Below are 26,332 nucleotides of genomic sequence, written 5' to 3' on the forward strand. Positions count from 1 at the left end.
AGTTGTAGCTTCGATGAGCAGGGCTTGCAGGCAACGATGTCGCGCGGTGTAGGACGATGCCTCATTGCTGCCGTGCAGGCCCGATTTCACGTTGGGTTGCTTTTCCACCGTGCAGCTAAGTGCCGGCCCCCTTATTTGCATGGATAACTGTTCAGCAGGCTTGCTCCACTCAGGTTGGCGTGCGCTTTACTTGCCTGTGCCTGCGGCAGGGAGCGCCAGTCGATGATCAGGCAAAGGCTGTACAACGGCTGCTCATCGAGCATGCCGATGACCCTGTCAGGAAAGGTGCGCCGATAGCGGGCAAGGGTACTGTTCACGGTCTCGACCTGATCCGCGCGCGCCAAGGTCTGCCGAGCCAGTTCTGGTAGCAGCGGATGGGGGATGGTGAAGTAGGCATGGCTGGACGCGGCCTTGAAGTGCCCGGCATCGCGGGTTCTTTGCCAAAGCTGTTGCCATTGGCTACTGCCTGCTTGGCCAGCCAGCTGGCTGCCTAGCTGGAGCAATTGTTCGGGCGGTGTCTGGCGGGTGTCCAGGGCATGAGTGGCAAGTGCGGGGGTGAGCAGCATGATGAACAGCGCGAAATTGCGCATGGTGCCTCCAGCATGGATTGGGGAGACCCAATGCTTTCAGGCCGGGTTCGCCCTGCTAAGCAGGAAATGCAGCGCCGCAAGCCATGGCCGTTGTATCATTGCGCCTGCTCATTGCGAGCCAAATGCCCCCGATGTTGAAGGATTTTTCGATGACACACGTGCAGCGCCTCAAATACTCGCTTCTGATCATCCTGGTGGTTCTGGGCCTCATGCTGGGCCTGTCGCATCTGCAGAAGCAAGGCACGATCAGTGAACAGACCTTCCAGATGCTGGCCATTGCCATTGCCGTGGTCGTAGTCGTGATCAACGGGATTCTGCGGCGCAAGGTCAAACCCTGACGGCTGCCGGCCGGCCACGCCAGGCCGGCCTTCAGTCAGCGCGGCAAGGGTTGCTCGAGCACGGCGCGCGCTTCTGGCTTGAGGCTGTAGCATTTGTCGCTGCCAAGGCTGATCACGCCCTCCGTGCACAGCCGTTTGAGCACCTCGCGCACGCTCAGGAACGACAGCGGTATGTCCAGTTGTTCCAGTTGCGCATGCACGCCACGCACGCCAATGCTGCGCCCGGTGCGGTCTGCGTTGTACAGCGCGTCGATCACCTTCAGGCGTATAAGGCTGGTACGCAGGCCGTAGTTACGCAGCAGCTCGCGAATCTGCGTGTTGCCGGCACGATCGTCCACGCAGGCGGCCGCTCCATTGGCCGCCTTGCCCGGAGCGCGCCCGGTCTGCAATGAGGGTTGCGGGTTGTACATGTGAATGCTCCTTTTCGTGGACTGTCCCGAAATATGGGTGCCTCACTGATTAGGACGAATGAGAACGGCAAATCTGCAGCTTCCTGCTGAAAAAAGTTTCTGCCGGTTTTTCTTAAAGACGGTTTGCGGCACCCGTGCGCGTAAAATTTTCATCCAGCCATTCGTCTGATCGGGAATGACCCCCTGAATCCGAGGAGTGCCCGTGTTGCCAATTTCGCGTCCCTTGACCTGTGCCAGCCTGGCGGCTGCCCTGGTCGCCTCCAGCGTAGCCGTGCAGGCGCGGGAAACCAGCACTGATGCCAGCGCGCAGATCCGCCGCACCAGTTTTGGCGTGCCACATATCGTCGCCAAGGACGAGCGCGGCCTGGGGTATGGCATTGGCTATGCCTATGCCCAGGACAACCTGTGCCTGCTGGCCAATGAAGTGCTGACGGTCAATGGTGAGCGCTCGCGTTATTTCGGCGCCCAGGGCGTGACCCTTGAGCAACGTGGCAACCTGGCCAGCGACCTGTTCTTCACCTGGCTCAATACACCGACGGCAGTCAGTGCCTTCATGCAGGCCCAGCCAGCACAGGTGCGTGAACTGCTGGAAGGTTATGCCAGCGGTTTCAATCGAGCCCTGGCCGAACGGCGTAGCCAAGGCCTGCCTGCGGAATGTGGCGATGGCCAGTGGGTGCGCCCGATCACCAGCCAGGACCTGGTCAAACTGACCCGCCGGCTGTTGGCCGAAGGGGGCGTGGGCCAGTTCGCCGAAGCGCTGGCGGGCGCTCAGCCGCCCAAGCTTGCAGCCCAGCAGGCAACACCGGCCTTTGACGTGGCGCTGGCCCAGCAGCAGCGTTTCGCCTCAGAGCGCGGCAGCAACGCCGTGGCAGTGGGGGCGCAGCGCTCGGCCAATGGCCGTGGCCTGCTGCTGGCCAACCCGCACTTCCCATGGATGGGCGGGATGCGTTTCTACCAGATGCAGCTGACCATCCCAGGCAAGCTGGATGTGATGGGGGCCGCCTTGCCTGGCCTGCCTGTGGTGAACATCGGCTTCAACCGCCACCTGGCCTGGACGCACACGGTGGATACTTCGAAGCACTTCACCCTGTACCGCCTGCAACTGGACCCCAAGGACCCGACCCACTACCTGCAGGATGGCAAGTCCGTACCCATGGCGCAGCAGACCGTGAGCGTCACGGTCAAGGCCGCAGATGGCACGCTCAATAAAGTTGAGCGCCAGGTCTACAGCTCCAGCTTCGGGCCAGTGGTGCAGTGGCCAGGCCGGCTGGACTGGGATACCAAGGCGGCCTATAGCCTGCGCGATGCCAACCTGGACAATACGCGTGTGCTGCAGCAGTGGTACCGCATCAACCGTGCCGACAGCCTGGATGCTCTGAAGGGCTCTATCGAGCAGCTGCAGGGCATCCCGTGGGTCAACACCCTGGCGGTTGATGCCCAAGGCAAGGCGCTGTACCTGAACCAGTCCGTGGTGCCTTATGTCGATCAGCAACTGCTGAGCGCATGCAGCAACCCGGCGGCGCAAGGCCCTTTGGTCGTACTGGACGGGTCGCGCAGCGCCTGCCAATGGAAGGTCGATGCCCAGGCCGCGCAGCCTGGCATCTTCCCGGCGCGGATGTTGCCGAGCCTGGAACGTGACGACTTTGTGCAGAACTCCAACGACCCGGCCTGGATGGCCAACCCGGCCCAGCCACTGACGGGTTTCTCGCCGTTGATCAGCCGCAACGACCAACCGCTGGGCATGCGTGGGCGTTTCGCCCTGGAGCGCTTGCAAGGCAGCGCCAAGCTGAGTGTCGATGACCTGCAGCGCATGGTGCTGGATGACGAAGTGTACCTGGCCAATCTGGTGCTGCCCGACCTGCTGCAGTGGTGCAAAGGCGCTGAGGCAGACCTGCAGGCCGTGTGCTCCAGCCTCGCCAGCTGGAATGGCAAGGCCGATTTGAACAGTGGTGTCGGCCTGGTGCATTTCCAGAACATGGTCGAGGCCATGGCCAAATATCCGCAGAGCTGGCGCGTGGCGTTCGACCCGGCAGACCCGCAGCACACTCCGCGTGGCCTGGCGGTAGAGCAGGCAGCTGTGCGCAAACTGTTGCGCGAAGCGGCCTTGGCCTCGTTGCAGCAAGTGGCCAAGGCGGATGTGGAGGAGGGCAGCCGTTGGGGGCAGATCCAGCAGGCTGCCGATGGCACGCCAGTACCGGGAGGGCCGCAGCAGTTGGGTGTCTACAACGCGATGTTCAGCGTGCCGCATGGGCCGGGCAAGCGCCTGGTGGTCAGCGGTACCAGCTACCTGCAGTTGGTGAGTTTCACGGAAAACGGGCCGCAGGCACGTGGCCTGCTGGCATTTTCGCAGTCCAGCGAAGCCGGCTCGGCGCATTTCAACGACCAGACCAAGGCGTTTGCGGCCAAGCAGTTGGCACCGATACCGTTTACCGAGGCGCAGATCAAGGCGGACCCTGAGTATCGGCAGTATGTGATCAGTGAGCGGGATAAAGGGGTCGTGGCCAGCCGGCCTTGAGCCTTTAGCCTGCAGCGGCCTCTTCGCGGGTAAATCGGGGCGCCGAACCGCCGCTCCCACAGGATCTCACTGCCTGCAGCCTTGGTGCAGTACCTGTGGGAGCGGCGGTTCGGCGCCCCGATTCACCCGCGAAGAAGTCAACTTGATCTGTCAGGAAAACTCGAACGGTTCCAGGGCAAAGCCTTGCCCATCGACCTGCAGGGTCCAGCCCCGGCGGTCCCAATCCCCCAGCACGATGCGCCGTGCCGGTTCGCCTTCCACCACCAGCTTGTGGATCGCCGGCCGATGGGTGTGGCCATGCACCAGCGTGCGAACACCGTGCGCTGCCATCACCTTTGGCACTTCTTCCGGCGTGACGTCGACGATTTCGGTGGCCTTCATGCGCGTCTGCGCACGGCTTTCGCTGCGCAGTTTGCGCGCCAGGTTCTGCCGGGAGGCCAGCGGCAGATGCCGCAGGATCCACAGGCTCACCGGGTTGCGCAGGTAACGGCGCATCTTCATGTAGGCCAGGTCGCGGGTGCACAGGGTGTCGCCATGCATCAGCAATACCTGCTCACCGCCCAGTTCGATCACGCTCGGGTCGGCCAGCAGGGTGCAGCCGGCAGCGGTGCAGAAGTCCTGGCCAATCAGGAAGTCGCGGTTGCCGTGCATCAGGTAGATCGCCGTGCCGCTGTCGCTGAGCTGGCGCAAGGCCTGGCAGATCGACTGCTGGAACGGGGTCATGGCATCGTCGCCGATCCACGCTTCGAAGAAGTCACCGAGGATGTACAACGTCTTGGCGTGACGGGCGCGGCCGTCGAGCAGATCAAGAAACGCCCGGGTGATGTCCGGGCGTTCTTCTTGCAGATGCAGATCGGAGATCAGCAGGATCACTCAATGATCTCGGCTTTCTCGATGATCACGTCTTCTTTAGGCACGTCCTGGTGGCCAGCTTTGGAGCCGGTGGCGACTTTTTCGATGGCGTCGACGACTTCACGGCCTTCGATCACTTCGCCGAATACGGCGTAGCCCCAGCCCTGGGTGTTCTTGCCGCTGTGGTTGAGGAAGTCATTGTTGGAGGCATTGATGAAGAACTGCGCGGAGGCGGAGTGCGGATCCATGGTGCGGGCCATGGCGATGGTGTACTTGTCGTTCTTCAGGCCGTTGTCGGCTTCGTTCTGGATGCTGGCACGCTTGTCACGCTTTTCGTTCATGCCTGGCTCGAAACCGCCGCCCTGGATCATGAAGCCCTTGATCACACGGTGGAAGACGACGTTGCTGTAATGGCCGGCCTTGACGTACTCAATGAAGTTGGCCACGGTCAGCGGGGCTTTCTCGGCGTTCAGTTGCAGGACGATGTCGCCGTGGTTGGTGCTCAGTTTGACTTTGGACATGCTGAAATTCGCTCTTTCAAGGCATACAGGAAATAGGCTGCGCAGGGCGCGTGTAGTCACCAGACGCAGGATCGGGCCACCGCGACACATGTTGATGGCGCGCGCAGCGGCCATTTTGCACGGTTCGCGATAAATCGCGCCAGTTTGTCGGTGCCCGGCTGTCAGCAGCTTGACTGCTTCGGCTATGATAGGCCCTTTGATTCAATCGGCCTACCCAGGCCGGACACGTGCATTCAAGGATCCTATGAGCAAGCCCACTGCCGACAACGCGCCCAACGCCGCTGCCAAAGGCGCCCCCGCTGTCCCTGCGAACTTCCTGCGGCCGATCATCCAGGCCGACCTGGACTCGGGCAAGCACAGCAGCATCGTCACTCGTTTCCCGCCGGAGCCCAACGGCTACCTGCACATCGGCCACGCCAAGTCGATCTGCGTCAACTTCGGCCTGGCCAAGGAGTTCGGCGGCGTCTGCCACCTGCGCTTCGACGACACCAACCCGGCCAAGGAAGACCAGGAATACATCGATGCCATCCAGAGCGACGTCAAGTGGCTGGGCTTCGATTGGGCCGGCGAGGTGCGCTATGCCTCCAACTATTTCGACCAGTTGCACGACTGGGCCGTTGAACTGATCAAGCGTGGCAAGGCCTATGTCTGCGACCTGACCCCTGATCAGGCCAAGGAATACCGCGGCAGCCTGACCGAGCCAGGCAAGAACAGCCCGTTCCGCGAGCGCAGCGTCGATGAAAACCTCGAGCTGTTCGCGCGCATGAAGGCCGGCGAGTTCAAGGACGGCGAGCGCGTGCTGCGTGCCAAGATCGACATGGCCTCGCCGAACATGAACCTGCGCGACCCGATCCTGTACCGCATCCGCCATGCCCACCACCACCAGACCGGTGACAAGTGGTGCATCTACCCGAACTACGACTTCACCCACGGTCAGTCGGACGCCATCGAAGGCATCACCCACTCGATCTGCACCCTCGAGTTCGAAGGCCACCGCCCACTGTATGACTGGTTCCTCGACAACCTGCCGGTACCGGCGCACCCGCGTCAGTACGAGTTCAGCCGTCTGAACCTGAACTACACCATCACGTCCAAGCGCAAGCTCAAGCAGCTGGTAGACGAAAAACACGTCAGCGCCTGGGACGATCCGCGCATGTCGACCCTGTCGGGCTTCCGCCGCCGCGGCTACACCCCGGCGTCGATCCGCAACTTTTGCGACATGATCGGCACCAACCGCTCCGACGGCGTGGTCGACATGTCGATGCTCGAGTTCAGCATCCGTGACGACCTGGACCGCACCGCGCCACGCGCCATGTGCGTGCTGCGCCCGCTGAAAGTGGTCATCACCAACTACCCGGAAGGCCAGGTCGAGCAACTTGAGCTGCCGCGCCATCCGAAGGAAGACATGGGCGTGCGCGTGCTGCCGTTCGCCCGCGAACTGTACATCGACCGCGACGACTTCATGGAAGAGCCGCCGAAGGGCTACAAGCGCCTGGAGCCGACCGGTGAAGTGCGCCTGCGCGGCAGCTACGTGATCCGCGCCGACGAGGCGATCAAGGATGCCGACGGCAACATCGTCGAGCTGCGCTGCTCGTACGATCCGGACACCCTGGGCAAGAACCCGGAAGGCCGCAAGGTCAAAGGCGTGATCCACTGGGTGCCGGCCGAAGGCAGCGTCGAATGCGAAGTGCGCCTGTACGACCGCCTGTTCCGCTCCGCCAACCCGGAGAAGACCGAAGATGGCGGCAGCTTCCTCGACAACATCAACCCGGACTCGCTGCAGGTGCTGAGCGGCTGCCGCGCCGAGCCGTCGCTGGGCCAGGCACAGCCTGAAGACCGCTTCCAGTTCGAGCGCGAAGGCTACTTCTGCGCCGACCTCAAGGACAGCCAGCCGGGTCGCCCGGTGTTCAACCGCACCGTCACCCTGCGTGACTCCTGGGGCAGCTAAGGAATCGCCGTGCTTACCATCTACAACACGCTGAGCAAGACCAAGGAAGCCTTCAAGCCGCTGGATGGCAACAAGGTGCGCATGTACGTGTGCGGCATGACCGTGTACGACTACTGCCACCTTGGCCACGGCCGCAGCATGGTGGCGTTCGACCTGGTGACCCGCTGGCTGCGTAAAAGCGGCTACGACCTGACCTACGTGCGCAACATCACCGACATCGACGACAAGATCATCAACCGCGCCAACGAAAACGGCGAGGCGTTCGACGCCCTGACCGCGCGCATGATCGACGCGATGCACGAAGACGAGCGCCGCCTGAACATTCTCAAGCCGGACCTGGAGCCGCGTGCCACCGACCATATCGCCGGCATGCACGCGATGATCCAGACCCTGATCGACAAGGGCTACGCCTACGCGCCGGGCAACGGCGACGTGTACTACCGGGTAGGCAAGTTCGTCGGCTACGGCAAACTGTCGCGCAAGAAGATCGAAGACCTGCGCATCGGTGCCCGCATCGAGGTCGACGAGGCCAAGCAGGACCCACTCGACTTCGTCCTGTGGAAAGGCGTCAAGCCGGGTGAGCCGTACTGGGATTCGCCGTGGGGCCCTGGCCGTCCGGGCTGGCACATCGAGTGCTCGGTGATGTCCACCTGCTGCCTGGGCGAGAGCTTCGACATCCATGGTGGCGGCAGCGACCTGGAGTTCCCGCACCACGAGAACGAGATCGCGCAGAGCGAGGCGGCTACCGGCAAGCAGTACGCCAATGCCTGGATGCACTGCGGCATGATCCGTATCAACGGCGAGAAGATGTCCAAGTCATTGAACAACTTCTTCACCATCCGCGATGTGCTCGACAAGTACCACCCGGAGGTGGTGCGCTACCTGCTGGTGGCCAGCCACTACCGCAGCGCCATCAACTACTCCGAAGACAGCCTGCGTGATGCCAAGGGCGCCCTGGAGCGCTTCTATCACGCCCTGCGCGGCCTGCCGCGGGTTGCCGCCAAGGGTGGCGAAGCCTTCGTCGAGCGCTTCAGCGTGGCGATGAACGATGACTTCGGTACCCCGGAAGCCTGCGCCGTGCTGTTCGACCTGGTGCGCGAAATCAACCGCCTGCGTGACAGCGATGTCGATGCGGCGGCGGGCCTGGCCGCTCGCCTGCGTGAGCTGGGTGATGTGCTGGGGGTGTTGCAGCTGGAGGCCGATGACTTCCTGCGTGCCGGTGCCGAGGGCAAGGTCGATGCGGCTGAAGTGGAAGCCTTGATCCAAGCGCGCCTGCAGGCGCGTGCAGACAAGAACTGGGCTGAGTCCGACCGTATCCGTGACCAGATCACGGCCATGGGTGTGGTGCTGGAAGACAGCAAGGGTGCCACTACCTGGCGTCTGGCTGACTGATCGGCGTAATTGGGGCCGCCTTGCGGCCCTTTCGCGACACAAGGCCGCTCCTACAGGGATATGCGTTCCCCTGTAGGAGCGGCCTCGTGTCGCGAAAGGGCTGCAAAGCAGCCCCTGATACTACTTGGCCAGCCCGGCAAGCGGGCAGTGCAACACCAGTTTCGCCCCGCCCAGCTCGCTCTCGCCAATCTCCAGTCCGAACCCGTGCAGGTCAACGATCGCCGCAACGATCGACAACCCCAGCCCGAACCCGGAGTGGCGGTGGCCTTCCTCGCTGCGATAGAAGCGCTTCAGCACCGCAGTCCGCTCCTCTTCGGGAATCCCCGGTCCGCTGTCTTCGATGGCGATGTGCACGCCTGTTTCATCCTCTGTCGCCTTGATGGCAACCCGACCGCCTTCGGGCGTGAACTTGATGCCATTGCCCACCAGGTTCGCCAGGGCTTCGAACAACAGCTCGCGGTCACCATGCAGTGCCGGCAACTGCGCAGGCTGTTCGAGGTTCAGGCGAATGCCGCCATCCTCGGCCAGCGGCAGATAGAAGTCATGCAGCTCCACCAGCAGATCATGCGGGTCTAGCTGAACGAAGCCGGCGCGACGCTGGCGATCCTCCAGCTCGCTGATTCGCAGCAAACCACGGAAGCGCGCCATCAACGTGTCAGTCTCGCCGATCGCCTGGTCCAGCGCCTCGGCCTGTGGCGAGTCATGCGCGCTTTGCTGGCGAATGCGGTACAGCTGCGCCCGCAGGCGGGTGAGGGGAGTGCGCAGGTCGTGGGCGATGTTGTCGCAGACGCCTTTGACCTCGTGCATCAACCGTTCTATGCGGTCGAGCATGGCGTTGACGATGTCGGCGAGCATGTCCAGCTCGTCGCGGCGTGTCGACAGCGGCAAACGGTGGGTGAGGTCGCCGGCGACGATCAGCTCGGCCTGGGCCTGAATGGCACGAATGCGCTTCAACGGGCGGCGGCGCAGCAGGTACCAACCGGCAAACCCCGGAATCAGGGTCAGCGAAATACCCCATAGCAGCGCATGCAGGATGATCCGGGTGACCACGAACAGCGAGCCATTGTCGCGGAACAGCACCAGCCAGCGGCCATCCTGCACCTTGATCGCCACCGCATCGCAGCTGTCACGTGGCATGTGCGGATCGTCGGCGTCCAGGCAGCGCTTGAGCTCGTGCACCTTGCCGTCCAGGCCAAGGTCCGGCGGAATGGAACGAATGCGCCCGCCCACCGGGTTGAACTGGTCATCGAACAGGCCATAGGCATCGAAGCTGCGCTCTTCGAACGCCTGGCTGGCGATCAGGGCGTCGTCCAGCTGCTTGCCGCTCATGTGCGCGAACAAGTGCTGGCGCTGCAGCATGGAGTGGCGGGTGAGCTTGTTCAGATAACTGGAAACTTCGAAGTACAGCACCCCCATGAGGATGCTGCTCCAGGCCACGAACAGAAAACTGTACAGCGCCAACAGGCGGCTGGTGGACGAGCTCCAGCCCTTAGACGGGTTCAGCAATGGCATAGCCCGAGCCCCGTACCGTACGGATCAGTGGCGACTGGCCGGGGGAGTCGATCTTCTTGCGCAGGCGACCGATGTGCACGTCGATCAGGTTGGTGCCCGGGTCGAAGTGGTAGCCCCAGACTTCCTCGAAGATCATCATGCGGGTGATCACCTGGCCGCTGTGACGCATCAGGTATTCCAGCAGCTTGTACTCGGTGGGCAGCAGGTTGAGGGTGTGCTCGCCGCGGCGCGCCTCGTGGCTGATCAGGTCCAGCTGCAAGTCGGCGACCTGCAGGCGGGTCTGGGTCATGGGCACGCTGTTGCGCCGCAGCAGCACTTCGACCCGCGCGGCCATCTCGTCGGAGGCGAACGGCTTGGTCAGGTAGTCGTCGCCACCGGCACGCAGGCCGCGCACGCGCTCGTCGACGTCGGACAGGGCGCTGATCATCAGGATCGGGGTGGCGATTTTAAGGTTGCGCAGGGTGGTGACGATCGTCAGGCCATCGACCTCGGGCAGCATGCGGTCGACAGTGATCAGGTCGTAACCGCCGGCAATGGCCTTGGACAGGCCCTCGCGGCCGTTGTCGGCCCAATCCACATCCAGACCGTGGCTGGAGAGTTCGGCGACGATTTCCTGGCCGGTGACGGCGTCGTCTTCGATGGTCAGTACGCGTGGCATGCTCGTTCCTGGGCGTCTATTTGGAGACTTGATTGTGCCAAAGAATAGCCAAACGGCGATTTAAGAAAAATTCATCTACGCAGGGTAAAACAAAACGGGGCATGCCAGTGTCTGACATGCCCCGTCCATCAGCGTAGCGCAGCGGCTCAGGCGACCTTGACGATCCAGCCAGCCGGTGCTTCGACGTCGCCGCTCTGGATACCGGTCAGCTCGTTGTAGAGCTTCTGGGTAACCGGGCCGACTTTTTCCAGGTCGTGGAACACGTGCAGCTTGCCGTTGTACTCGATGCCACCGATCGGGGTGATCACCGCGGCGGTGCCGCAAGCGCCGGCTTCGATGAAGCGGTCGAGCTTGTTGATCTCGACATCACCTTCGATCACGGTCAGGCCCAGGCGCGATTGCGCCAGTTCCATCAGCGACAGGCGGGTGATGCCCGGCAATACCGAGGCCGATTTCGGGGTGACGAACTCGTTGTTGGCCGTGATGCCGAAGAAGTTGGCCGAACCGACTTCCTCGATCTTGGTGTGGGTCAGTGGATCGAGGTAGATGGCGTCGGCGAAGTTGGCCTTCTTGGCTTCAGCGCCTGGTTGCAGGCTGGCAGCGTAGTTGCCACCGACCTTGGCTGCGCCTGTGCCCTGAGGGGCGGCACGGTCGAAGCTGGAGATCTGGAAGTTGTGCGGCTTCATGCCGCCCTTGAAGTACGAGCCAACCGGGATGGCGAAGACCGAGAAGATGAACTCGGGGGCGGTGCGCACGCCGATGTTGTCGCCGGTGCCAATGACGAACGGGCGCAGGTACAGGGCGCCTTTGCCGTGTGGCGGGACGAACTTCTCGTTGGCCTTGACCACTTGCTTGCACGCTTCGATGAAGACATCGGTCGGCACCTGCGGCATCAGCAGGCGGGCACAGCTACGGGCCATGCGCGCGGCGTTCTGGTCAGGGCGGAACAGGTTGATCGAGCCATCCTTGCAACGGTAGGCCTTGAGGCCTTCGAAGCACTGCTGGCCATAGTGCAGGGCGGTGGAGCCTTCACTGATGTGCAGCACGTTGTCTTCGGTCAGGGTGCCTTTGTCCCACTCACCATTGCGCCATACGGACAGGTAGCGCTTGTCGGTCTTGATGTAGTCGAAACCCAGCTTGTCCCAGTTAATGCTTTCGTTACTCATGACACCCTCGATTGTCTTGCAAGTGCCCGATCGCTCAGGCTGCTGTTATATGCGCACCTCGCCACGATAATACATCCGTCGCGGATCGGGAACGGCCAGTGACGAATTGGCCATTAACTGGAAGATCTCGATTGTCTGGCCCGGCCTATTCGCGGGCGAGCCCGCTCCCACAGGTACTGTGCAAGTCTTGAAGCCTGTTGATGACCTGTGGGAGCAGGCTTGACCGCGAAGAGGCCGGCCCAGGCAACACAAGGCTCATCCAGCTTCAGCGTTGCTGCAGGCGCCTGTTCCAGTCCCCGGCATGGCTGCGGCTGCAGGCCTCTTCACTGTCGAAGCGCACATGCCAAACCACGTGATCCAGTGTCACGCCCGCTTCATCGAGCGCCTTGGCTGTCAGCGCCAGCATTCGCCCCTTGGCCGCACCCGCCAGCGCGACGGTTTTATCGGCTTCGCGCTCGAACACCCAGGTAATACGAAGGCTGGCCGGAAAATCTTCCGGGTCCAGCCGATGGGTCAGCCAGCTGAACCCGACGATCTCGGCCTTTGCGGTTTCGCAGGCCTCGGTCAGGCAGGCGACCAATTCGCGCTCCAGGCGCGCCAGGTCGCGTTTGCTCATGGCTTTCACTGGGCAGCCTCGTCTTCAATTTGCTGGCAGAAGCGCAACAGGTTGCCGAACGGGTCGCGAATCTGCATCTGCAAGCCCCAGTCGACCCGTTCTGCGTGGGGGCGGGCATAGCCGTACTGCTTGTCCAGCAGTTCGCGCTCCAGCGCCAGCAGGTCTTCGGTGCGGGCGAATACGGTGGAGCCGGGGCACGCGTCGCCGTGATGTTCGCTCAGGTGCAGGATCAGGCCGTCGCGGTGAATCTGCGCATAAAGCGGCAGGTCCGGGCTGAAGCGGTGCTCCCAGTCGAGCTGAAAGCCCATGAAATCGAGGTAGAACTCCTTGGCCTTGTCGACCGAGAAGATCCGCAGGACCGGGATGGCGGGGGCGAGTGGCATGGCGATTCCTTGGCCGATGGCAAATCAAAGACTTTAGCGCAGCACCGAAACAGGGCCAAGCGCCGCCCCCGCAATGTGCGCAGCCGGCCGGCATGCCCCATGCCAGAGCCTTCGCCGTGAAGGTTTCATCTTCATTCACCTGCGTAGTTGGCCCGCAACCTGCTATATCCAGCCAGCGAAATTTGATCGAGTGGTCAGCCCGTTATCACCCAGCGGTGATGCGCATGACCCTCTAAACGGCCGCAAGGCCACGGAAATCAAGGGGCCGCAGGATGTCGCTCGCGGAGCAGATCGAACCATCGGAACAGGACGCCGGCTGGAGCGCGCACCTGCAGTTGCGCTTCGTCGAGCGCAATGGCGTGACCCGCCTTGGTGCGCGCCGCCATTTCGGCCCGCTTTTGGTGCAGCGCCCGTTCTATCCGGAAGGCGCGCCGTGCCACGTTTATGTGCTGCATCCGCCGGGTGGCATTGTCGCCGGTGACCGGCTGGAGCTGGACATCCACCTCGAACCGGGCAGCCACGCGCTGCTGACCATGCCCGGGGCCAGCAAGTTCTACCGCAGCATCGGCCCCACCGCGCGGCTGGCCCAGCGCTTTCATCTGGAGGCCGGCAGCACGCTGGAATGGCTCCCCCAGGACAGCATCTTCTTCAACGGCGCCCGCGCCAGCCTCGACAGCCGCTTCACCCTCGAACCCGGTGCCAGGCTGCTGGCCTGGGAAACCCTGTGCCTGGGCCGGCCAGTGATGAACGAGCGCTTCGAGCTGGGTGCACTGGACAGCCGCTTGTGCATCGAGTTGCCCGGCGACCCTGGCCTGCACGAGCGCCTGCGCATTGCAGGTGGGCAACTGGCCAAGGTCGGTGGCCACCCGCTGGTCGCCACCTTCTGCGCATCGCCCGCGACCCCGGCCGTGCTGGAGCAGGTGCGAGCGCTGCTCGATGAACTTGATACCCCCGCAGGCGCGACCTTGCTCGGCCCGCTGCTGGTGGTCCGCCTGCTTGATCACGACAACCAACACCTGCAACACACCCTGCAGCGCCTCTGGCATGTACTGCGCCCGGCCGTTCTCGGCCTGGCCGCGTGCCCGCCGCGCATCTGGGCCACTTGAGAGAGCGCCATGGAGCTGACCCCGAGAGAGAAAGACAAACTGCTGCTGTTCACTGCCGCGCTGCTGGCCGAACGGCGCCTGGCCCGTGGCCTGAAGCTCAACTACCCGGAGGCCGTGGCGCTGATCAGCGCCGCGGTGCTCGAAGGCGCCCGTGATGGCCGCACGGTGGCCGAGCTGATGAGCCTGGGCCGCGAAGTGATCGGCCGTGAGCAGGTCATGGAGGGCGTTGCCGAAATGCTGCATGACGTGCAGGTCGAGGCGACCTTCCCCGACGGCACCAAGCTGGTGACCGTGCACGACCCCATCGTCTGACCTGGAGCAGGAGCCCAGCATGATCCCAGGTGAAATTCAGGTCGCCGCTGGCGACATCGAACTCAACGTCGGCCGTGACACGGTCAGCGTCAGCGTGGCCAACCACGGCGACCGGCCGGTGCAGGTCGGTTCGCACTACCACTTCTACGAAGTCAACGATGCGCTGGTGTTCGAGCGCGCAACGACCCGTGGTTTTCGCCTCGATATCCCGGCCGGTACCGCCGTGCGCTTCGAGCCGGGCCAGTCGCGCACCGTGCAACTGGTGGCCTACGCCGGCAAGCGCGAAGTGTATGGCTTCCAGGGCAAGGTGAATGGCGCACTGGAGGGCATGGCATGAGCCGTATTTCCCGTCGGGCCTACGCCGACATGTTCGGCCCCACCGTCGGCGATCGTGTGCGCCTGGCCGACACTGCGCTGTGGGTGGAGGTCGAGAAAGACTTCACAATCTACGGTGAAGAGGTCAAGTTCGGTGGCGGCAAGGTCATCCGCGACGGCATGGGGCAGGGCCAGATGCTCGCCGCCGAGGCCATGGACCTGGTGCTGACCAATGCCCTGATCATCGACCACTGGGGCATCGTCAAGGCCGATATCGGCGTCAAGCATGGGCGCATCGCGGCTATCGGCAAGGCCGGCAACCCCGATGTGCAACCGGGTGTGACTGTGCCGGTCGGCCCCGGCACCGAAGTGATCGCTGCCGAAGGCAAGATCGTCACCGCAGGCGGCATTGACTCGCATATCCACTTCATCTGCCCTCAGCAGGTGGAGGAGGCGCTGACCAGCGGCGTCACCACTTTCATCGGCGGCGGCACCGGCCCGGCCACCGGCACCAACGCCACTACCTGCACACCGGGGCCATGGTACCTGGCGCGCATGCTCCAGGCTGCCGACTGCCTGCCGATCAACATCGGCCTGCTGGGCAAGGGCAACGCCTCGCGCCCTGAAGCGCTGCGCGAGCAGATCGCCGCTGGTGCGGTGGGCCTGAAGCTGCACGAAGACTGGGGCTCGACCCCGGCCGCCATCGACTGCTGCCTGGGCGTGGCCGAAGAGATGGACATCCAGGTGGCGATCCACACCGACACCTTGAACGAGTCGGGTTGCATCGAAGACACCCTGGCCGCCATCGGCGACCGCACCATCCATACCTTCCATACCGAAGGTGCCGGTGGCGGCCACGCGCCAGACATCATCCGTGCGGCGGGGCAGGCCAACGTGCTGCCGTCCTCGACCAACCCGACCCTGCCGTACACGGTCAACACCGTCGACGAGCACCTGGACATGCTCATGGTCTGCCACCACCTGGACCCGAGCATTGCCGAGGACGTGGCGTTCGCCGAGTCGCGCATCCGCCGCGAGACCATCGCCGCCGAAGACATCCTCCACGACATGGGCGCCTTCGCCATGACTTCGTCCGACTCCCAGGCCATGGGCCGGGTCGGTGAAGTGGTGTTGCGCACCTGGCAGGTCGCGCACCAGATGAAGCTGCGCCGCGGCCCGCTGGCGCCGGACACCGGCTACAGCGACAACTTCAGGGTCAAGCGCTACATCGCCAAGTACACCATCAACCCGGCGCTGACCCATGGCATCGCCCATGAAGTCGGTTCTGTGGAGGTGGGCAAGCTGGCCGACCTGGTGTTGTGGGCGCCGGCTTTCTTCGCGGTCAAGCCGGCCCTGGTGATCAAGGGCGGGATGATCGCCACTGCGCCGATGGGCGACATCAACGGCTCGATCCCGACCCCGCAGCCTGTGCACTACCGGCCGATGTTCGGCGCCATGGGCGCGGCCCGCCACGCCACGCGCATGACCTTCCTGCCCCAGGCCGCCATGGACCGTGGCCTGCACCAGGAACTGGGGCTGCAGAGCCTGATCGGCGTGGCGCACGGCTGTCGCCGGGTGCGCAAGGCCGACATGGTCCACAACACCTTGCAGCCAGTGATCGAAGTCGATTCGCAGACTTACCAGGTACGTGCCGACGGCGAGTTGCTGGTCTGCGAACCGGCTAGTGAACTGCCGCTTGCGCAGCGTTATTTCCTGTTCTGAAGGAGTGAAGATGATAGTCCTGACCCGCCGGATAGAGGCATCCGATACCGTCACCGGCAGCGTGACCCTGGACGTCGACAGCCGCATAAAAAGCCGCCTGCGCGTGACCCTCGACGACGGCCGCGAAGCCGGCCTGATGCTCGAACGTGGCCACCTGCTGCGCGGCGGCGAGTTGCTCGCCGATGCTGCAGGAAGCCAGGTGATTCGCGTGCTGGCTGCACCTGAAACGGTGTCGACGGTGCGCTGCGACGATGCGCATCTGCTGGCCCGTGCTGCCTATCACCTGGGCAACCGCCACGTTCCCCTGCAGATCGATCCGGGCCTTTTGCGCTACCAGCACGATCACGTGCTCGACGACATGTTGCGCGGCCTGGGCCTGACGGTACAAGCCGAACAGGCACCGTTCGAGCCGGAAGCCGGCGCCTACCAGAGCGCACCGCACAGCCACAGTCACAGCCATGGCAGCGACCATCCGTTCGTGCGCCTGCCTGCCTATTCCTGAACCTCTCTATCAAGGAGACCACAATGAAAAAGATCTTCGCCCTTGCCCTGCTGATGGTCGCGCTGCCGGCCTTCGCTCACCCCGGCCACGACGGCAACCCGCTGCAAGACGGCCTGCTGCACCCGCTGACTGGCCTCGACCACCTGTTGATGCTGCTCGGCACCGGCGTGCTCGCCGCGCTGACCCGGCGCAACTTGGCCCTGCCGCTGGCAACCCTGGCGTCGATGTTCGCCGGTGCTGTGTGCGGCCACCTGTTCGGCGACGTGCTGGGCATGGAGACAATGATCGCTGTGTCGGTGCTGGTCGCAGCTGCCGCCGTGCTGCTGCCCAGCCGCCAACTGCTGCTGGCCCTGGCCATGCCGGTGTTCGCCCTGTTCCATGGCTGGGCCCATGGTGTCGAAGCCACGCCGAGCGCGTTCTGGATGTTCAGTGCCGGCTTTGTCACTGTCAGCGGCCTGCTGCTGGCGTGCGGCTTTGCAGTCGGCTGCTTGCTGCGCCGCCACAGCGGCCTGCAAAAAGCCTTCGGCGGCGGCATGCTGGCCGGTGCAGCGCTGGTGCTGGCCGGTTGATGAACAGCGACCTGGCACTGCTGCGCCTGCTGCAGCTGGCCAGCCCCGGCCTGCCGGTAGGTGGCTTCACCTATTCGCAAGGGCTGGAGTGGGCCGTCGAGGCTGGCTGGGTGCGCGACACCGCCGGTTTCGGCGCCTGGCAGCGCGAGCAGATGCACGACACCCTGGCTTGCCTGGACTGGCCGGTGCTGGCGCGCCTGTACCGCGCTTGCGAGGCCAATGATGCACACGCGTTCGCCCGCTGGAGCCGCTTCTTGCTGGCCAACCGCGAAACTGCCGAGCTGCGCCTTGAAGAGCAGCAGCGCGGCTCGGCCCTGGCACGGTTGCTCGATGGCTGGCAGCTGGGCCAGGACCCGGCCTGGCGCACCAGTATTGAGCTCAGCCAGCTCGGCGGCATGGCCTGGCTCGCCGCGCACTGGCAGATCCCGCTGCGTCAACTCGCCCTCGGCCATGCTTTTGCCTGGCTCGAGGGAGCGGTAATGGCCGGGGTCAAACTGGTGCCGTTCGGCCAGCAGGCGGCGCAGACCCTGCTGCGCGACCTGGGCGCCGAACTGCCCGGCGTGCTGGAGCAGGCACTGGCATTGGCCGATGACCAGCTCGGCGGTGGCCTGCCACTGCTGGCAATCGCTTCTTCGCGTCACGAAACCCAATACACCCGTTTGTTCCGTTCCTGAGGACTGCCTACATGCAAAGCTATCAGCAACCCCTGCGCGTCGGTGTCGGCGGCCCGGTCGGCTCCGGCAAGACCGCGCTGCTCGAATGCCTGTGCAAGGCCATGCGCGATCACTACCAGATCGCCGTGGTCACCAACGACATCTATACCAAGGAAGACCAGCGCATCCTCACCGAGGCCGGTGCCCTTGAGCCTGAACGTATCGTCGGTGTCGAGACCGGTGGCTGCCCGCACACCGCCATTCGCGAAGATGCCTCGATGAACCTGGCCGCCGTCGAAGCGCTGGCACGCAAGTTCGGCAACCTCGAAGTGATCTTTGTCGAAAGCGGCGGCGACAACCTCAGCGCCACCTTCAGCCCTGAGCTGGCCGACCTGACCATCTACGTCATCGATGTGGCCGAGGGCGAGAAGATCCCGCGCAAGGGCGGCCCCGGCATCACCAAATCGGACTTCCTGGTGATCAACAAGACCGACCTGGCGCCCTACGTCGGTGCCTCGCTTGAAGTGATGGAGCGTGACACCCAGCGCATGCGCCCGCAGCGCCCCTGGACGTTCAGCAACCTGAAGAAGGGCGAAGGCCTGCAGGCGGTGATCGACTTCATCGTCGAGCGGGGCATGCTGGGCGTCAGGGGCTGACTCCGTCAGTCGTGGCAGCAGTGCGGTTTGCCGGTTTGCTCCGTGTAGCGATCATGGTGCCGCACCCAGTCCATGGTCCCGGCTTCGTTGCGGCCCAGCGGGGCGATGTCTAGGAAGTTGTAAGTGTTGACCAGGATGTCCAGGCCGCGGGCGTAGGTGGAATAGGTGTGATAAAGCGTGCCGTCCGGGTCTTTGTAGAAGGCGCTCAAGCCTGGCAGCTCGGCCTCGTTGCCGGTGTACGGCTCATAGTTGTACTGGCGTTGGCCCTCGGTGCCGACGCTGACGCCGAAGTCTTCATTGAAGCCGCTGGCGTGCGAGGAATACCAGGGGAAGCGCCAGCCCATGCGCTGGCGGAAGGCCTGGAATTCAGGGTAGGGCGCACGTGACACGGCGACCAGCGAGACGTCGTGGTGGGCCAGATGCAGGTTGGCGCCGTCAAAATGGTCGGCAAGGAACGAGCAACCTGGGCAGCCTTCGTTCCAGCCCTCGGCAAACATGAAGTGATAGACCAGCAGTTGGCTGCGCCCGGCAAACAGGTCGGCCAGGCTCAGCTCGCCATCAGGGCCCTGGAAGCGGTAGGGCTGTTCGACCTGGACCCAGGGCAGGGCACGGCGGGCGGCCGCCAGTTCGTCGCGCTGGTGGGTGAAGGCCTTTTCGTGCAGCCACAGCTGGCGGCGAGCGGCCAGCCATTGGTCGCGTGAGGCGACCGGGTGTTTCTGATCGGGGGTGCTCATGGTGCTGACTCCGCAAGGGGGTTCACACCTTGGTCGATTCGAAAGGAGGGGAATCGACAGCCGTGGCAGATGGGCGATGAGTGGTCTGGTGTGCCTGGCTGGAAATTTGTGGCGCCTGTCAGATCGAGCGCCGCCCGCGCGGCGCATCGCGGATAAATCCGCTCCTACGGTTGTTGCAACGTGGCCATGCCTGTGAGGCCATGGTTTTTAGCCTTGTTTGCAAGGCTCAAGACATGCACCAGGGCGGGCAACCATGGCTTTACAGGTTCGGCACGTTGTAACAAACGTAGGAGCGGATTTATCCGCGATGCGCCGCGCGGGCGGCGCTCGATCTCGGCCCCAGTCATTCATTCATGGCGAGCACATGGTCTCGATCAGCGCCCACAACTGTGGATCATTGAAATCCTTCACCACCAGTTTTGCTCCGGCCGCCAGCAACCGCTCCGGCGTCTGGGTAGTGGCAACCCCCACGGTGAAGATCCCGGCCCCGCTCGCAGCGGCCACGCCCGGTAACGAGTCCTCGAACGCCAGCGCTTCGCCTGCCACCGCTTCCAGGCGCTGCAGCCCGGTCAGGTAGGGCAGTGGATCAGGCTTGGGCCGCGCCAGCTCTTCGGCCACCAGTACATGCTCGAAGCGGCCCCCAAGGCCCATGGCCGTCAGCATGTGCTCGGCATTCAACCGTGGCGCATTGGTCACCACGCACATGCCGATGTCCCAGGCTCGCGCATGGTCCATCAGGCGCAGCAAGCCTGGCATGGGTTGCAGCACGGGTGACAGTTCGCGGAAAAGCGCTTCCTTGCGGTCGGCCAGTGCCTGGCACTCGCTTGCATCGGCACGTGGAAACAATTCGGCAAACAGTTCGCCATTGGCCCGGCCACTGACCTGGGCATCGAACTGTTCATGGGTAAGCTGGCGGCCGTCATAGTCGTGAAGCAGTTGGCGGAAGGCCTGCAAGTGCAGGGTGTCGGTGTCGGTCAAGGTTCCATCGAGATCGAACAGCAGGGCAGTCAGCATCAGGTATCCAGGTAATCAAAAAAACAAAAGCCCGGGGATGATAACCAAACCCGGCGACAAAGGGGGCTGTTCAGCGTACGCCGAAAAGAGTACAAATGTACTCCATGGACAATCTCACCCCAAAACGCCGGGCAATCCTGGAATACATTCGCGAGCGCATTGCCGAACACGGCCAGCCACCGAGCCTGGCCGATATCGCCAGCCGCTTTGGCTTCGCTTCGCGCAGCGTTGCGCGCAAGCACATCACCGCGTTGTGCCAGGCCGGCTACATCGATGTCACGCCAAACCAGGCGCGGGGCATTCGCCTGGCCGAGCCCCTGCGCCGGCCAGAAATCCTCGAAATTCCCGTACTGGGGCAGGTGGCGGCCGGTGCACCGATCGGCCCGGACCTGGGCATTCACGAGCAATTGCTGCTCGACCCCAGCCTGTTTCGTCGCACTCCGGATTACCTGCTCAAGGTGCGCGGTAATTCCATGGTCGACGACGGCATCTTTGACGGTGACCTGGTCGGCATTCACCAGCAGGGCGAGGCTCGTGATGGCCAGATCGTGGTCGCGCGCCTGGACGGCGAGGTCACCATCAAGCGGCTGCAGCGCCAGCCCGGTGGTTACCGGCTGTTGCCGCGCAACCCGGCCTATGCGCCGATCGACGTCGGGCCAGAGCACGAGTTCTTCATCGAAGGCGTGTTCTGTGGCCTGCTGAGGCGCGACTGATGGGCGCGGTAGTCGATCTCGATCGGCTGCTCGACCAGCGCCAGGTCTGGCGCGGCCGCCCGGGGCATGCGCGGCCGGCCGGCTTGCAACCCACTGGCCACGCGATGCTCGACCAACGCCTGCCGGATGGCGGCTGGCCGCCAGCTGCCCTCAGTGAACTGCTTTTGGCCAGCCCGGGTTGTGGCGAACTGCAACTGCTCTGGCCTTCCCTGGCACGCCTGACCGCTAATGGCGAGCGGGTGGTGCTGGTGGCGCCACCGTTCATTCCCTATGCGCCGGCCTGGCAGGCCGCCGGTGTCGACCTGCGCTGGTTGGTGCAAGTCGATGCCGAGCAGGCCGATGCCCTGTGGGCGGCCGAACAGTGCTTGCGTTCCGGCAGATGCGCGGCTGTGCTGTGCTGGCCTGAGCGTGCCGATGACCGCGCCCTGCGCCGCCTGCAGGTGGCTGCCGAGACCGGGCAGGCACTGGCCTTCGCTTGTCGGCCGCAACAGGCTGCGCACAATCCTTCGCCTGCTGCGCTGCGTATTGCCGTGGATACGCGCCCGGCGCAATGGCGCGTACTCAAGTGCCGTGGCGGCATGCCACCGGCCATGCCAATCGCCTGCCCAGGGCGGGGCTGATGCAACATGCTCTGGGCCTGCATTCTCCTGCCACAGCTGGCGCTGGACTCGGTCCTGCGCGAGCGTGACGACGCCGATACACCACTGGTGCTGATCGGCGGCCCCGCTCAGCGTCGCTTGCTGCAAGCCGTCAATCCAGCTGCAGCGGCGCTTGGCCTGCGTGCGGGGCAGACGCTGACCGCCGCACGGGCCCTGGCCGATGGCTTCCAGTGTGTCGAGGCTGACCCGGCCCGCATCGAGCAACTGCAGCAGTTGCTGGCAGCCTGGGCCTACCGGTTCAGTGCTCAGGTGAGCCTTCATTACCCACGTGCCCTGTTGCTCGAAGTTGGCTCCAGTCTGCAACTGTTCGGCCCCTGGCCGCTGTTCGAGGCCCGACTGCGCGAGGAACTGGCAGCACTGGGCTTGCGCCAGCGCATCGTGCTGGCCACCAACCCGGTAGCAGCCCGCATGCTTGCCAACGGCCATGACGGCCTGGCATTGACCTGCGCCGAGCAGACCCGGGCTGCGCTGGCGCGCATGCCGATCGAGCGGGTCGGTTTGCCAGCGGACGCTGCCGAAGCCTTTGCCCGCATGGGCCTGCGCCAGTTGGGGCAGGTGCTGGCCTTGCCGCGCGATGCGCTGGCCAGGCGTTTTTCCGCCCAGGTGCAGTTGCACCTGGACCAGTTGCTCGGCCTGCGCTCCATGGGGCTGGGCTTCTATCAGCCGCCGGACCGCTTCGAAACACGGCTGGAACTCAACTTCGACGTCGAATCGCACCAGGCCTTGCTGTTCCCGCTGCGGCGCATGCTCAATGACCTGGCTGCCTTCCTCGCCGGGCGCGACTGCGGTGTGCAGCGCTTCTGCCTGTATCTGGAGCACGTCGAAGGGCCGGACACTAAAGTGCAGGTAGGCCTGCTGGCCGCCGAGCGCGACGCTACCATGCTGTTCGAACTGGCCCGCGGGCGCCTGGAGCCGCTGCGCATCCCGGCCCCTGTGCGCAACCTGCGGCTGGTCGCCGACGACCTGCCAGCCTTCGTACCCCAGCACCAGGCGCTGTTCGACCCCCGCGCCAAGCAGGCCCAGCCTTGGGAGCAACTGCGCGAACGCTTGCGGGCGCGGCTGGGTGATGACGCCGTGAAGGGGCTGCGTGCCGAGGCCGACCATCGCCCCGAATGCGCCTGGCAGCAGGCGGAGCAGGGCGCCCAGGGCAGCCTGCCGGCTTTGCCCGGTAGCCGCCCTGGCTGGTTGCTGCCCACACCGCAGGCCTTGGACGCGACTGGCCACACACTGCTGGGCCAGGCCGAACGCATCGAGTCGGGCTGGTGGGACGGTGGTGACGTGCGCCGCGACTACTATCGCATCGAAACCCGCGACGGCTTGCGCGGCTGGGCCTATCAGGACCTGGCTCAACCTGGCCCCTTATGGCTGCAGGGCTGGTTTGCATGAATACCGCGGGTTACGCCGAGCTGCATTGCCTGTCCAACTTCAGCTTCCAGCGCGGTGCATCGAGCGCCGAAGAGCTGTTCCGCCGTGCCAGCGAGCAGGGCTACCAGGCCCTTGCGATCACCGACGAATGCACCCTGGCGGGTATCGTTCGCGCCTGGCAGGCTGCCAAGGCGCAGCAGTTGCACCTGATCGTCGGCAGCGAAATGCGCCTGCAGGGCGGCCCCAAACTGGTTTTGCTGGTGCAGAACCTGGCGGGCTACCAGAACCTGTGCGCCTTGATCACCCGTGCGCGACGGCGGGCCGAGAAAGGTGACTACCAGTTGTTCGCTGACGACCTTCAGCAACACCATGAGGGTTTGCTGGCGCTGTGGATTGCCGACGATCCCAGCGACTTGGCGACTGGCCGCTGGCTTCGCGGCGTGTTCGCCGAGCGCTTGTGGCTGGGCGTACACCTGCACCGTGGCAGCGATGATGAGCGGCGCCTGGCGCGCTTGCGCGAACTGGCGGCGCAGCTGGGCATACGCGCGGTGGCCTGCGGTGACGTGCACATGCACGTGCGCGGTCGGCGTGCGCTTCAGGACTGCATGACCGCCATCCGCCAGCACTGCAACGTGGCCGAAGCAGGGCAATACCTGTTCGCCAATGGCGAGCGCCACCTGCGTACGCTTGCGCAACTGGCCGATCTGTACCCCACAGACCTGCTTGCCGAGAGCCTGGTCATCGCCGAGCATTGCCAGTTCGACTTGAGTGAACTCCGCTACCAATACCCGCGCGAGCTGGTGCCCGAGGGCCAGACGCCCGCCAGCTGGCTGCGCGAATTGTGCGAGCGGGGCTTGCCCCTGCGCTGGCCGGCGGGGCCGAGCTGCAAGGTGCGCGCGGTGCTGGACAAGGAGCTGGCATTGATCGAGGAGCTAAGTTACGAGAGCTATTTCCTGACCGTGCATGACATTGTCGCCTTTGCCCGCAGTCAGCACATTCTCTGCCAGGGCCGTGGCTCGGCAGCCAACTCGGTGGTGTGTTTCGTGCTCGGCATCACCGAGCTCGACCCGATGGAACATCGCTTGCTGTTCGAGCGCTTCCTGTCCCGCGAGCGTAACGAACCGCCCGATATCGATGTGGATTTCGAGCATGACCGGCGTGAAGAGGTGATCCAGTATGTGTTCCGCCGTTATGGCCGGCACCGCGCTGCACTCACCGCCGTGGTCAATACCTATCACGCTGCCGGGGCTGTGCGTGATGTGGCCAGGGTGCTGGGCTTGCCGGCCGACCAGGTGGATGCCCTGGCCAAGTGCTGCGGCCGCTGGAGCGACCGCATCCCGGACCCGCAACGGCTGGCAGAGGCTGGTTTCGAACCGGATAGCCCGTCGCTGCGGCGCATTCTGGTACTGGCCGGTGAATTGATCGGTTTCCCACGTCACCTGTCCCAGCACCCGGGTGGCTTCGTCATTTCCGAACAGCCGCTGGACCATCTGGTGCCGGTGGAAAACGCCGCCATGGCCGAGCGCACGGTGATCCAGTGGGACAAGGACGACCTGGACATGGTCGGCCTGCTCAAGGTCGATGTGCTGGCCCTGGGCATGCTCAGCGCCTTGCGCCGCTGTTTCGACCTGCTGCAGCAGCACCGCGGTCGGCAGCTGACCCTGGCGACCATCCCCGGCGAAGACCCGGCCACCTACGCAATGATCAGCCGCGCCGAAACCATGGGTGTGTTCCAGATCGAATCGCGGGCTCAGATGGCCATGCTGCCGCGGCTCAGGCCCAACACCTTCTATGACCTGGTGATCGAAGTCGCCATCGTGCGGCCCGGGCCTATCCAGGGTGACATGGTTCACCCCTACCTGCGCCGGCGCCTCAAGCAGGAGCCCGTGACTTACCCTTCGGAAAAACTCAAGGAGGTCTTCGAGCGCACACTGGGCGTGCCGCTGTTCCAGGAGCAGGTGATGGAACTGGCCATGGTTGCCGCCGACTACAGCCCCGGCGAGGCTGACCAGCTGCGCCGCAGCATGGCTGCCTGGAAGCGCCACGGCGGGCTGGAGCCCCATCGCCAGCGCCTGGTCGAAGGCATGCTGCGCAACGGTTACGACCTGGCATTCGCCGAGCGCATCTTCGAGCAGATCAAAGGCTTTGGCAGCTACGGCTTCCCCGAGTCGCACGCGGCCAGCTTCGCCTTGCTGTGTTACGCCAGCAGCTGGCTCAAGTGCCATGAGCCGGCGATCTTCACCTGCGCGCTGGTCAACAGCTGGCCAATGGGCTTCTACAGCCCGGATCAGCTGCTACAGGAGGCGCGGCGGCAAGGGATTGAGGTCCGTCCCGTGGATGTGTTCCATAGCGAGTGGGACTGCACCTTGGAGGCTGACCCGCAAGGCACCCTTGCCCTGCGCCTTGGCTTGCGCCAGGTGCGTGGTTTCAGTGAGGCGGATGCCCGCCGGCTGGAGCAGGCGAGGGCGCAGCGCCCTTGGCGGGATGTCGAAGACCTGTGCCTGCGCGCCGGGCTCGACAGCCGTGCCCGCGCCCGGCTGGCTGATGCCGGGGCGCTGCGTGCCCTGGCGCGTGACCGCCACCAGGCGCGCTGGCAGGTGGCGGCGGTGCAGCCGCAGTTGCCGCTGTTCGCCGAGGTGCAGGTGCTGCCGGAAGCGGCGGTGTCATTGCCCGTGCCAACGGTTGGCGAAGACCTGGTTGCCGATTACGCTACCTTGGGGACTACCCTGGGCCCGCATCCGCTCCGGCTGTTGCGTTCACGGTTGCGGGCGCTGGGGTGCCGCAGTTCCGGCGAACTGGCGGGTGTCGAGCAGGGTGATGCGATTGCCGTGGCCGGGCTGGTGGTGGGGCGGCAGCGGCCACAGACCGCCAGTGGCGTAACCTTTGTCACACTTGAGGACGAGTTCGGCATGGTCAACGTGGTGGTCTGGCGTGACCTGGCCGAGCGCCAGCGGCGGGCGCTGGTGGGCTCGCAGCTGCTCAAGGTGAGCGGGCGGCTGGAGCTAGAGAACGGGGTGCGGCATCTGATTGCCCGACGCCTGGAGGACATCAGCCCCTTGCTGCAAGGGCTGGATGTGAAGAGCCGAGATTTTCACTGACTTGATGGTTTCT

The 26,332-nt window shown here is 64.4% G+C and carries 27 protein-coding genes; 16 read left to right on the top strand and 11 right to left on the bottom strand.

Features of this window, described 5'->3' with window-relative positions:
* Nucleotides 1-131: 131 nt before the first annotated feature.
* Nucleotides 132-590 (bottom strand): hypothetical protein, encoded by a 459-nt coding sequence (locus tag BUQ73_RS10595; RefSeq protein WP_079227865.1) that lies wholly within the window; start codon nucleotides 588-590, stop codon nucleotides 132-134.
* Between the two features lie 149 nt (nucleotides 591-739).
* Between BUQ73_RS10595 and BUQ73_RS10600 the strand changes: the two genes are divergently transcribed.
* Entirely contained in the window at nucleotides 740-928 is a 189-nt protein-coding gene (locus tag BUQ73_RS10600; RefSeq protein ID WP_003248064.1) for a hypothetical protein, read from the top strand.
* Between the two features lie 35 nt (nucleotides 929-963).
* Here the strand turns inward: BUQ73_RS10600 and BUQ73_RS10605 are convergent, their stop codons facing one another.
* Entirely contained in the window at nucleotides 964-1,338 is a 375-nt protein-coding gene (locus BUQ73_RS10605; protein WP_079227867.1) for a fe2+ zn2+ uptake regulation protein, read from the bottom strand.
* A 202-nt stretch (nucleotides 1,339-1,540) separates the two neighbouring features.
* Between BUQ73_RS10605 and BUQ73_RS10610 the strand changes: the two genes are divergently transcribed.
* Nucleotides 1,541-3,853, top strand: coding sequence for an acylase (locus tag BUQ73_RS10610; RefSeq protein WP_079227868.1), 2,313 nt, complete (start codon nucleotides 1,541-1,543; stop codon nucleotides 3,851-3,853).
* A gap of 150 nt (nucleotides 3,854-4,003) precedes the next feature.
* Here the strand turns inward: BUQ73_RS10610 and BUQ73_RS10615 are convergent, their stop codons facing one another.
* Together BUQ73_RS10615 and BUQ73_RS10620 are read right to left on the bottom strand one after the other, a co-directional pair.
* Nucleotides 4,004-4,726, bottom strand: a complete 723-nt coding sequence (locus tag BUQ73_RS10615) for a UDP-2,3-diacylglucosamine diphosphatase (RefSeq protein ID WP_079227870.1) — start codon at nucleotides 4,724-4,726, stop codon at nucleotides 4,004-4,006.
* Nucleotides 4,723-5,226, bottom strand: a complete 504-nt coding sequence (locus tag BUQ73_RS10620) for a peptidylprolyl isomerase (RefSeq protein WP_079227872.1) — start codon at nucleotides 5,224-5,226, stop codon at nucleotides 4,723-4,725. The genes BUQ73_RS10615 and BUQ73_RS10620 overlap by 4 nt, the downstream gene beginning before the upstream one ends.
* Before the next feature lie 244 nt (nucleotides 5,227-5,470).
* Between BUQ73_RS10620 and BUQ73_RS10625 the strand changes: the two genes are divergently transcribed.
* Nucleotides 5,471-7,174 (top strand): glutamine--tRNA ligase/YqeY domain fusion protein, encoded by a 1,704-nt coding sequence (locus BUQ73_RS10625; protein ID WP_079227874.1) that lies wholly within the window; start codon nucleotides 5,471-5,473, stop codon nucleotides 7,172-7,174.
* Between the two features lie 9 nt (nucleotides 7,175-7,183).
* Complete coding sequence (gene cysS, locus BUQ73_RS10630) at nucleotides 7,184-8,566, top strand: cysteine--tRNA ligase (protein WP_079227875.1); 1,383 nt, start codon at nucleotides 7,184-7,186, stop codon at nucleotides 8,564-8,566.
* Between the two features lie 120 nt (nucleotides 8,567-8,686).
* Here cysS and BUQ73_RS10635 read toward each other — a convergent pair whose 3' ends face one another.
* The 5 genes from BUQ73_RS10635 to BUQ73_RS10655 all read right to left on the bottom strand — a co-directional run bounded on the left by BUQ73_RS10635 (nucleotide 8,687) and on the right by BUQ73_RS10655 (nucleotide 12,901).
* On the bottom strand, nucleotides 8,687-10,078 hold the full coding sequence (locus BUQ73_RS10635) for a sensor histidine kinase (RefSeq protein WP_079227877.1): 1,392 nt from the start codon (nucleotides 10,076-10,078) through the stop codon (nucleotides 8,687-8,689).
* Nucleotides 10,056-10,736 (bottom strand): response regulator transcription factor, encoded by a 681-nt coding sequence (locus BUQ73_RS10640; RefSeq protein ID WP_079227879.1) that lies wholly within the window; start codon nucleotides 10,734-10,736, stop codon nucleotides 10,056-10,058. Before BUQ73_RS10640 ends, BUQ73_RS10635 begins: the two co-directional genes overlap by 23 nt.
* A 146-nt stretch (nucleotides 10,737-10,882) precedes the next feature.
* Entirely contained in the window at nucleotides 10,883-11,902 is a 1,020-nt protein-coding gene (locus BUQ73_RS10645) for a branched-chain amino acid aminotransferase (protein ID WP_027916771.1), read from the bottom strand.
* 265 nt (nucleotides 11,903-12,167) lie between these two features.
* Entirely contained in the window at nucleotides 12,168-12,527 is a 360-nt protein-coding gene (locus BUQ73_RS10650; protein ID WP_079227880.1) for a hypothetical protein, read from the bottom strand.
* The gene (locus BUQ73_RS10655; protein ID WP_079227882.1) at nucleotides 12,524-12,901 is read right to left on the bottom strand and encodes a glyoxalase superfamily protein; all 378 of its coding nucleotides are present in this window, start codon (nucleotides 12,899-12,901) and stop codon (nucleotides 12,524-12,526) included. Before BUQ73_RS10655 ends, BUQ73_RS10650 begins: the two co-directional genes overlap by 4 nt.
* A 272-nt stretch (nucleotides 12,902-13,173) precedes the next feature.
* Between BUQ73_RS10655 and BUQ73_RS10660 the strand changes: the two genes are divergently transcribed.
* The 8 genes from BUQ73_RS10660 to ureG are packed head-to-tail and all read left to right on the top strand — an operon-like array spanning nucleotide 13,174 to nucleotide 18,736.
* Nucleotides 13,174-14,007, top strand: coding sequence for an urease accessory protein UreD (locus BUQ73_RS10660; protein WP_079227884.1), 834 nt, complete (start codon nucleotides 13,174-13,176; stop codon nucleotides 14,005-14,007).
* A 9-nt stretch (nucleotides 14,008-14,016) separates the two neighbouring features.
* Nucleotides 14,017-14,319: an urease subunit gamma gene (locus BUQ73_RS10665; RefSeq protein WP_027916767.1), complete on the top strand. Its 303-nt coding sequence runs from the start codon at nucleotides 14,017-14,019 to the stop codon at nucleotides 14,317-14,319.
* Nucleotides 14,320-14,338: 19 nt separating this feature from the next.
* The gene (locus BUQ73_RS10670) at nucleotides 14,339-14,656 is read left to right on the top strand and encodes an urease subunit beta (RefSeq protein WP_079227885.1); all 318 of its coding nucleotides are present in this window, start codon (nucleotides 14,339-14,341) and stop codon (nucleotides 14,654-14,656) included.
* A complete protein-coding gene (ureC, locus tag BUQ73_RS10675; protein ID WP_027916765.1) occupies nucleotides 14,653-16,356 on the top strand; it encodes an urease subunit alpha in 1,704 nt (567 codons plus the stop codon). Before BUQ73_RS10670 ends, ureC begins: the two co-directional genes overlap by 4 nt.
* A gap of 10 nt (nucleotides 16,357-16,366) precedes the next feature.
* Nucleotides 16,367-16,858 (top strand): urease accessory protein UreE, encoded by a 492-nt coding sequence (gene ureE, locus BUQ73_RS10680; protein WP_079227887.1) that lies wholly within the window; start codon nucleotides 16,367-16,369, stop codon nucleotides 16,856-16,858.
* A 23-nt stretch (nucleotides 16,859-16,881) separates the two neighbouring features.
* Nucleotides 16,882-17,427 (top strand): HupE/UreJ family protein, encoded by a 546-nt coding sequence (locus BUQ73_RS10685; RefSeq protein ID WP_079227889.1) that lies wholly within the window; start codon nucleotides 16,882-16,884, stop codon nucleotides 17,425-17,427.
* Nucleotides 17,427-18,101, top strand: a complete 675-nt coding sequence (locus BUQ73_RS10690) for an urease accessory protein UreF (protein ID WP_079227891.1) — start codon at nucleotides 17,427-17,429, stop codon at nucleotides 18,099-18,101. The genes BUQ73_RS10685 and BUQ73_RS10690 overlap by 1 nt, the downstream gene beginning before the upstream one ends.
* Before the next feature lie 11 nt (nucleotides 18,102-18,112).
* Entirely contained in the window at nucleotides 18,113-18,736 is a 624-nt protein-coding gene (gene ureG, locus BUQ73_RS10695) for an urease accessory protein UreG (protein ID WP_027916761.1), read from the top strand.
* Between the two features lie 5 nt (nucleotides 18,737-18,741).
* On the opposite strand, the gene BUQ73_RS10700 is transcribed toward ureG, so the two are convergent.
* Both BUQ73_RS10700 and BUQ73_RS10705 read right to left on the bottom strand, forming a co-directional pair.
* A complete protein-coding gene (locus tag BUQ73_RS10700) occupies nucleotides 18,742-19,470 on the bottom strand; it encodes a DUF899 domain-containing protein (RefSeq protein WP_079227893.1) in 729 nt (242 codons plus the stop codon).
* Between the two features lie 351 nt (nucleotides 19,471-19,821).
* The gene (locus tag BUQ73_RS10705; RefSeq protein ID WP_079227894.1) at nucleotides 19,822-20,484 is read right to left on the bottom strand and encodes an HAD family hydrolase; all 663 of its coding nucleotides are present in this window, start codon (nucleotides 20,482-20,484) and stop codon (nucleotides 19,822-19,824) included.
* A gap of 95 nt (nucleotides 20,485-20,579) precedes the next feature.
* Here BUQ73_RS10705 and lexA point away from each other — a divergent pair, with 95 nt between their 5' ends.
* The 4 genes from lexA to BUQ73_RS10725 are packed head-to-tail and all read left to right on the top strand — an operon-like array spanning nucleotide 20,580 to nucleotide 26,319.
* Nucleotides 20,580-21,197 carry a transcriptional repressor LexA gene (lexA, locus tag BUQ73_RS10710; RefSeq protein ID WP_192858694.1) on the top strand — a complete coding sequence of 206 codons (618 nt, stop codon included), beginning with the start codon at nucleotides 20,580-20,582 and terminating at the stop codon, nucleotides 21,195-21,197.
* Nucleotides 21,197-21,817 (top strand): translesion DNA synthesis-associated protein ImuA, encoded by a 621-nt coding sequence (gene imuA / locus BUQ73_RS10715; protein WP_079227896.1) that lies wholly within the window; start codon nucleotides 21,197-21,199, stop codon nucleotides 21,815-21,817. The genes lexA and imuA overlap by 1 nt, the downstream gene beginning before the upstream one ends.
* A 6-nt stretch (nucleotides 21,818-21,823) precedes the next feature.
* Entirely contained in the window at nucleotides 21,824-23,242 is a 1,419-nt protein-coding gene (locus BUQ73_RS10720; protein WP_079227897.1) for a Y-family DNA polymerase, read from the top strand.
* On the top strand, nucleotides 23,218-26,319 hold the full coding sequence (locus BUQ73_RS10725; protein ID WP_202818633.1) for an error-prone DNA polymerase: 3,102 nt from the start codon (nucleotides 23,218-23,220) through the stop codon (nucleotides 26,317-26,319). The genes BUQ73_RS10720 and BUQ73_RS10725 overlap by 25 nt, the downstream gene beginning before the upstream one ends.
* Nucleotides 26,320-26,332 lie beyond the last annotated feature (13 nt).

Source organism: Pseudomonas putida, assembly GCF_002025705.1.
Lineage (GTDB): Bacteria > Pseudomonadota > Gammaproteobacteria > Pseudomonadales > Pseudomonadaceae > Aquipseudomonas > Aquipseudomonas putida_J.

Bases quoted from the DNA above. Each gene is read 5' to 3' on its own strand.
- ureG (WP_027916761.1), top strand. From the start codon at position 18,113: ATGCAAAGCTATCAGCAACCCCTGCGCGTCGGTGTCGGCGGCCCGGTC.
- BUQ73_RS10605 (WP_079227867.1), bottom strand. From the start codon at position 1,338: ATGTACAACCCGCAACCCTCATTGCAGACCGGGCGCGCTCCGGGCAAG.
- BUQ73_RS10720 (WP_079227897.1), top strand. From the start codon at position 21,824: ATGCTCTGGGCCTGCATTCTCCTGCCACAGCTGGCGCTGGACTCGGTC.
- BUQ73_RS10705 (WP_079227894.1), bottom strand. From the start codon at position 20,484: ATGCTGACTGCCCTGCTGTTCGATCTCGATGGAACCTTGACCGACACC.
- BUQ73_RS10700 (WP_079227893.1), bottom strand. From the start codon at position 19,470: ATGAGCACCCCCGATCAGAAACACCCGGTCGCCTCACGCGACCAATGG.
- BUQ73_RS10655 (WP_079227882.1), bottom strand. From the start codon at position 12,901: ATGCCACTCGCCCCCGCCATCCCGGTCCTGCGGATCTTCTCGGTCGAC.
- BUQ73_RS10670 (WP_079227885.1), top strand. From the start codon at position 14,339: ATGATCCCAGGTGAAATTCAGGTCGCCGCTGGCGACATCGAACTCAAC.
- ureE (WP_079227887.1), top strand. From the start codon at position 16,367: ATGATAGTCCTGACCCGCCGGATAGAGGCATCCGATACCGTCACCGGC.
- BUQ73_RS10625 (WP_079227874.1), top strand. From the start codon at position 5,471: ATGAGCAAGCCCACTGCCGACAACGCGCCCAACGCCGCTGCCAAAGGC.
- BUQ73_RS10665 (WP_027916767.1), top strand. From the start codon at position 14,017: ATGGAGCTGACCCCGAGAGAGAAAGACAAACTGCTGCTGTTCACTGCC.
- ureC (WP_027916765.1), top strand. From the start codon at position 14,653: ATGAGCCGTATTTCCCGTCGGGCCTACGCCGACATGTTCGGCCCCACC.
- BUQ73_RS10635 (WP_079227877.1), bottom strand. From the start codon at position 10,078: ATGCCATTGCTGAACCCGTCTAAGGGCTGGAGCTCGTCCACCAGCCGC.
- BUQ73_RS10645 (WP_027916771.1), bottom strand. From the start codon at position 11,902: ATGAGTAACGAAAGCATTAACTGGGACAAGCTGGGTTTCGACTACATC.
- BUQ73_RS10660 (WP_079227884.1), top strand. From the start codon at position 13,174: ATGTCGCTCGCGGAGCAGATCGAACCATCGGAACAGGACGCCGGCTGG.
- BUQ73_RS10600 (WP_003248064.1), top strand. From the start codon at position 740: ATGACACACGTGCAGCGCCTCAAATACTCGCTTCTGATCATCCTGGTG.
- BUQ73_RS10690 (WP_079227891.1), top strand. From the start codon at position 17,427: ATGAACAGCGACCTGGCACTGCTGCGCCTGCTGCAGCTGGCCAGCCCC.
- BUQ73_RS10725 (WP_202818633.1), top strand. From the start codon at position 23,218: ATGGCTGCAGGGCTGGTTTGCATGAATACCGCGGGTTACGCCGAGCTG.
- BUQ73_RS10685 (WP_079227889.1), top strand. From the start codon at position 16,882: ATGAAAAAGATCTTCGCCCTTGCCCTGCTGATGGTCGCGCTGCCGGCC.
- BUQ73_RS10640 (WP_079227879.1), bottom strand. From the start codon at position 10,736: ATGCCACGCGTACTGACCATCGAAGACGACGCCGTCACCGGCCAGGAA.
- BUQ73_RS10620 (WP_079227872.1), bottom strand. From the start codon at position 5,226: ATGTCCAAAGTCAAACTGAGCACCAACCACGGCGACATCGTCCTGCAA.
- imuA (WP_079227896.1), top strand. From the start codon at position 21,197: ATGGGCGCGGTAGTCGATCTCGATCGGCTGCTCGACCAGCGCCAGGTC.
- lexA (WP_192858694.1), top strand. From the start codon at position 20,580: ATGTACTCCATGGACAATCTCACCCCAAAACGCCGGGCAATCCTGGAA.
- BUQ73_RS10595 (WP_079227865.1), bottom strand. From the start codon at position 590: ATGCGCAATTTCGCGCTGTTCATCATGCTGCTCACCCCCGCACTTGCC.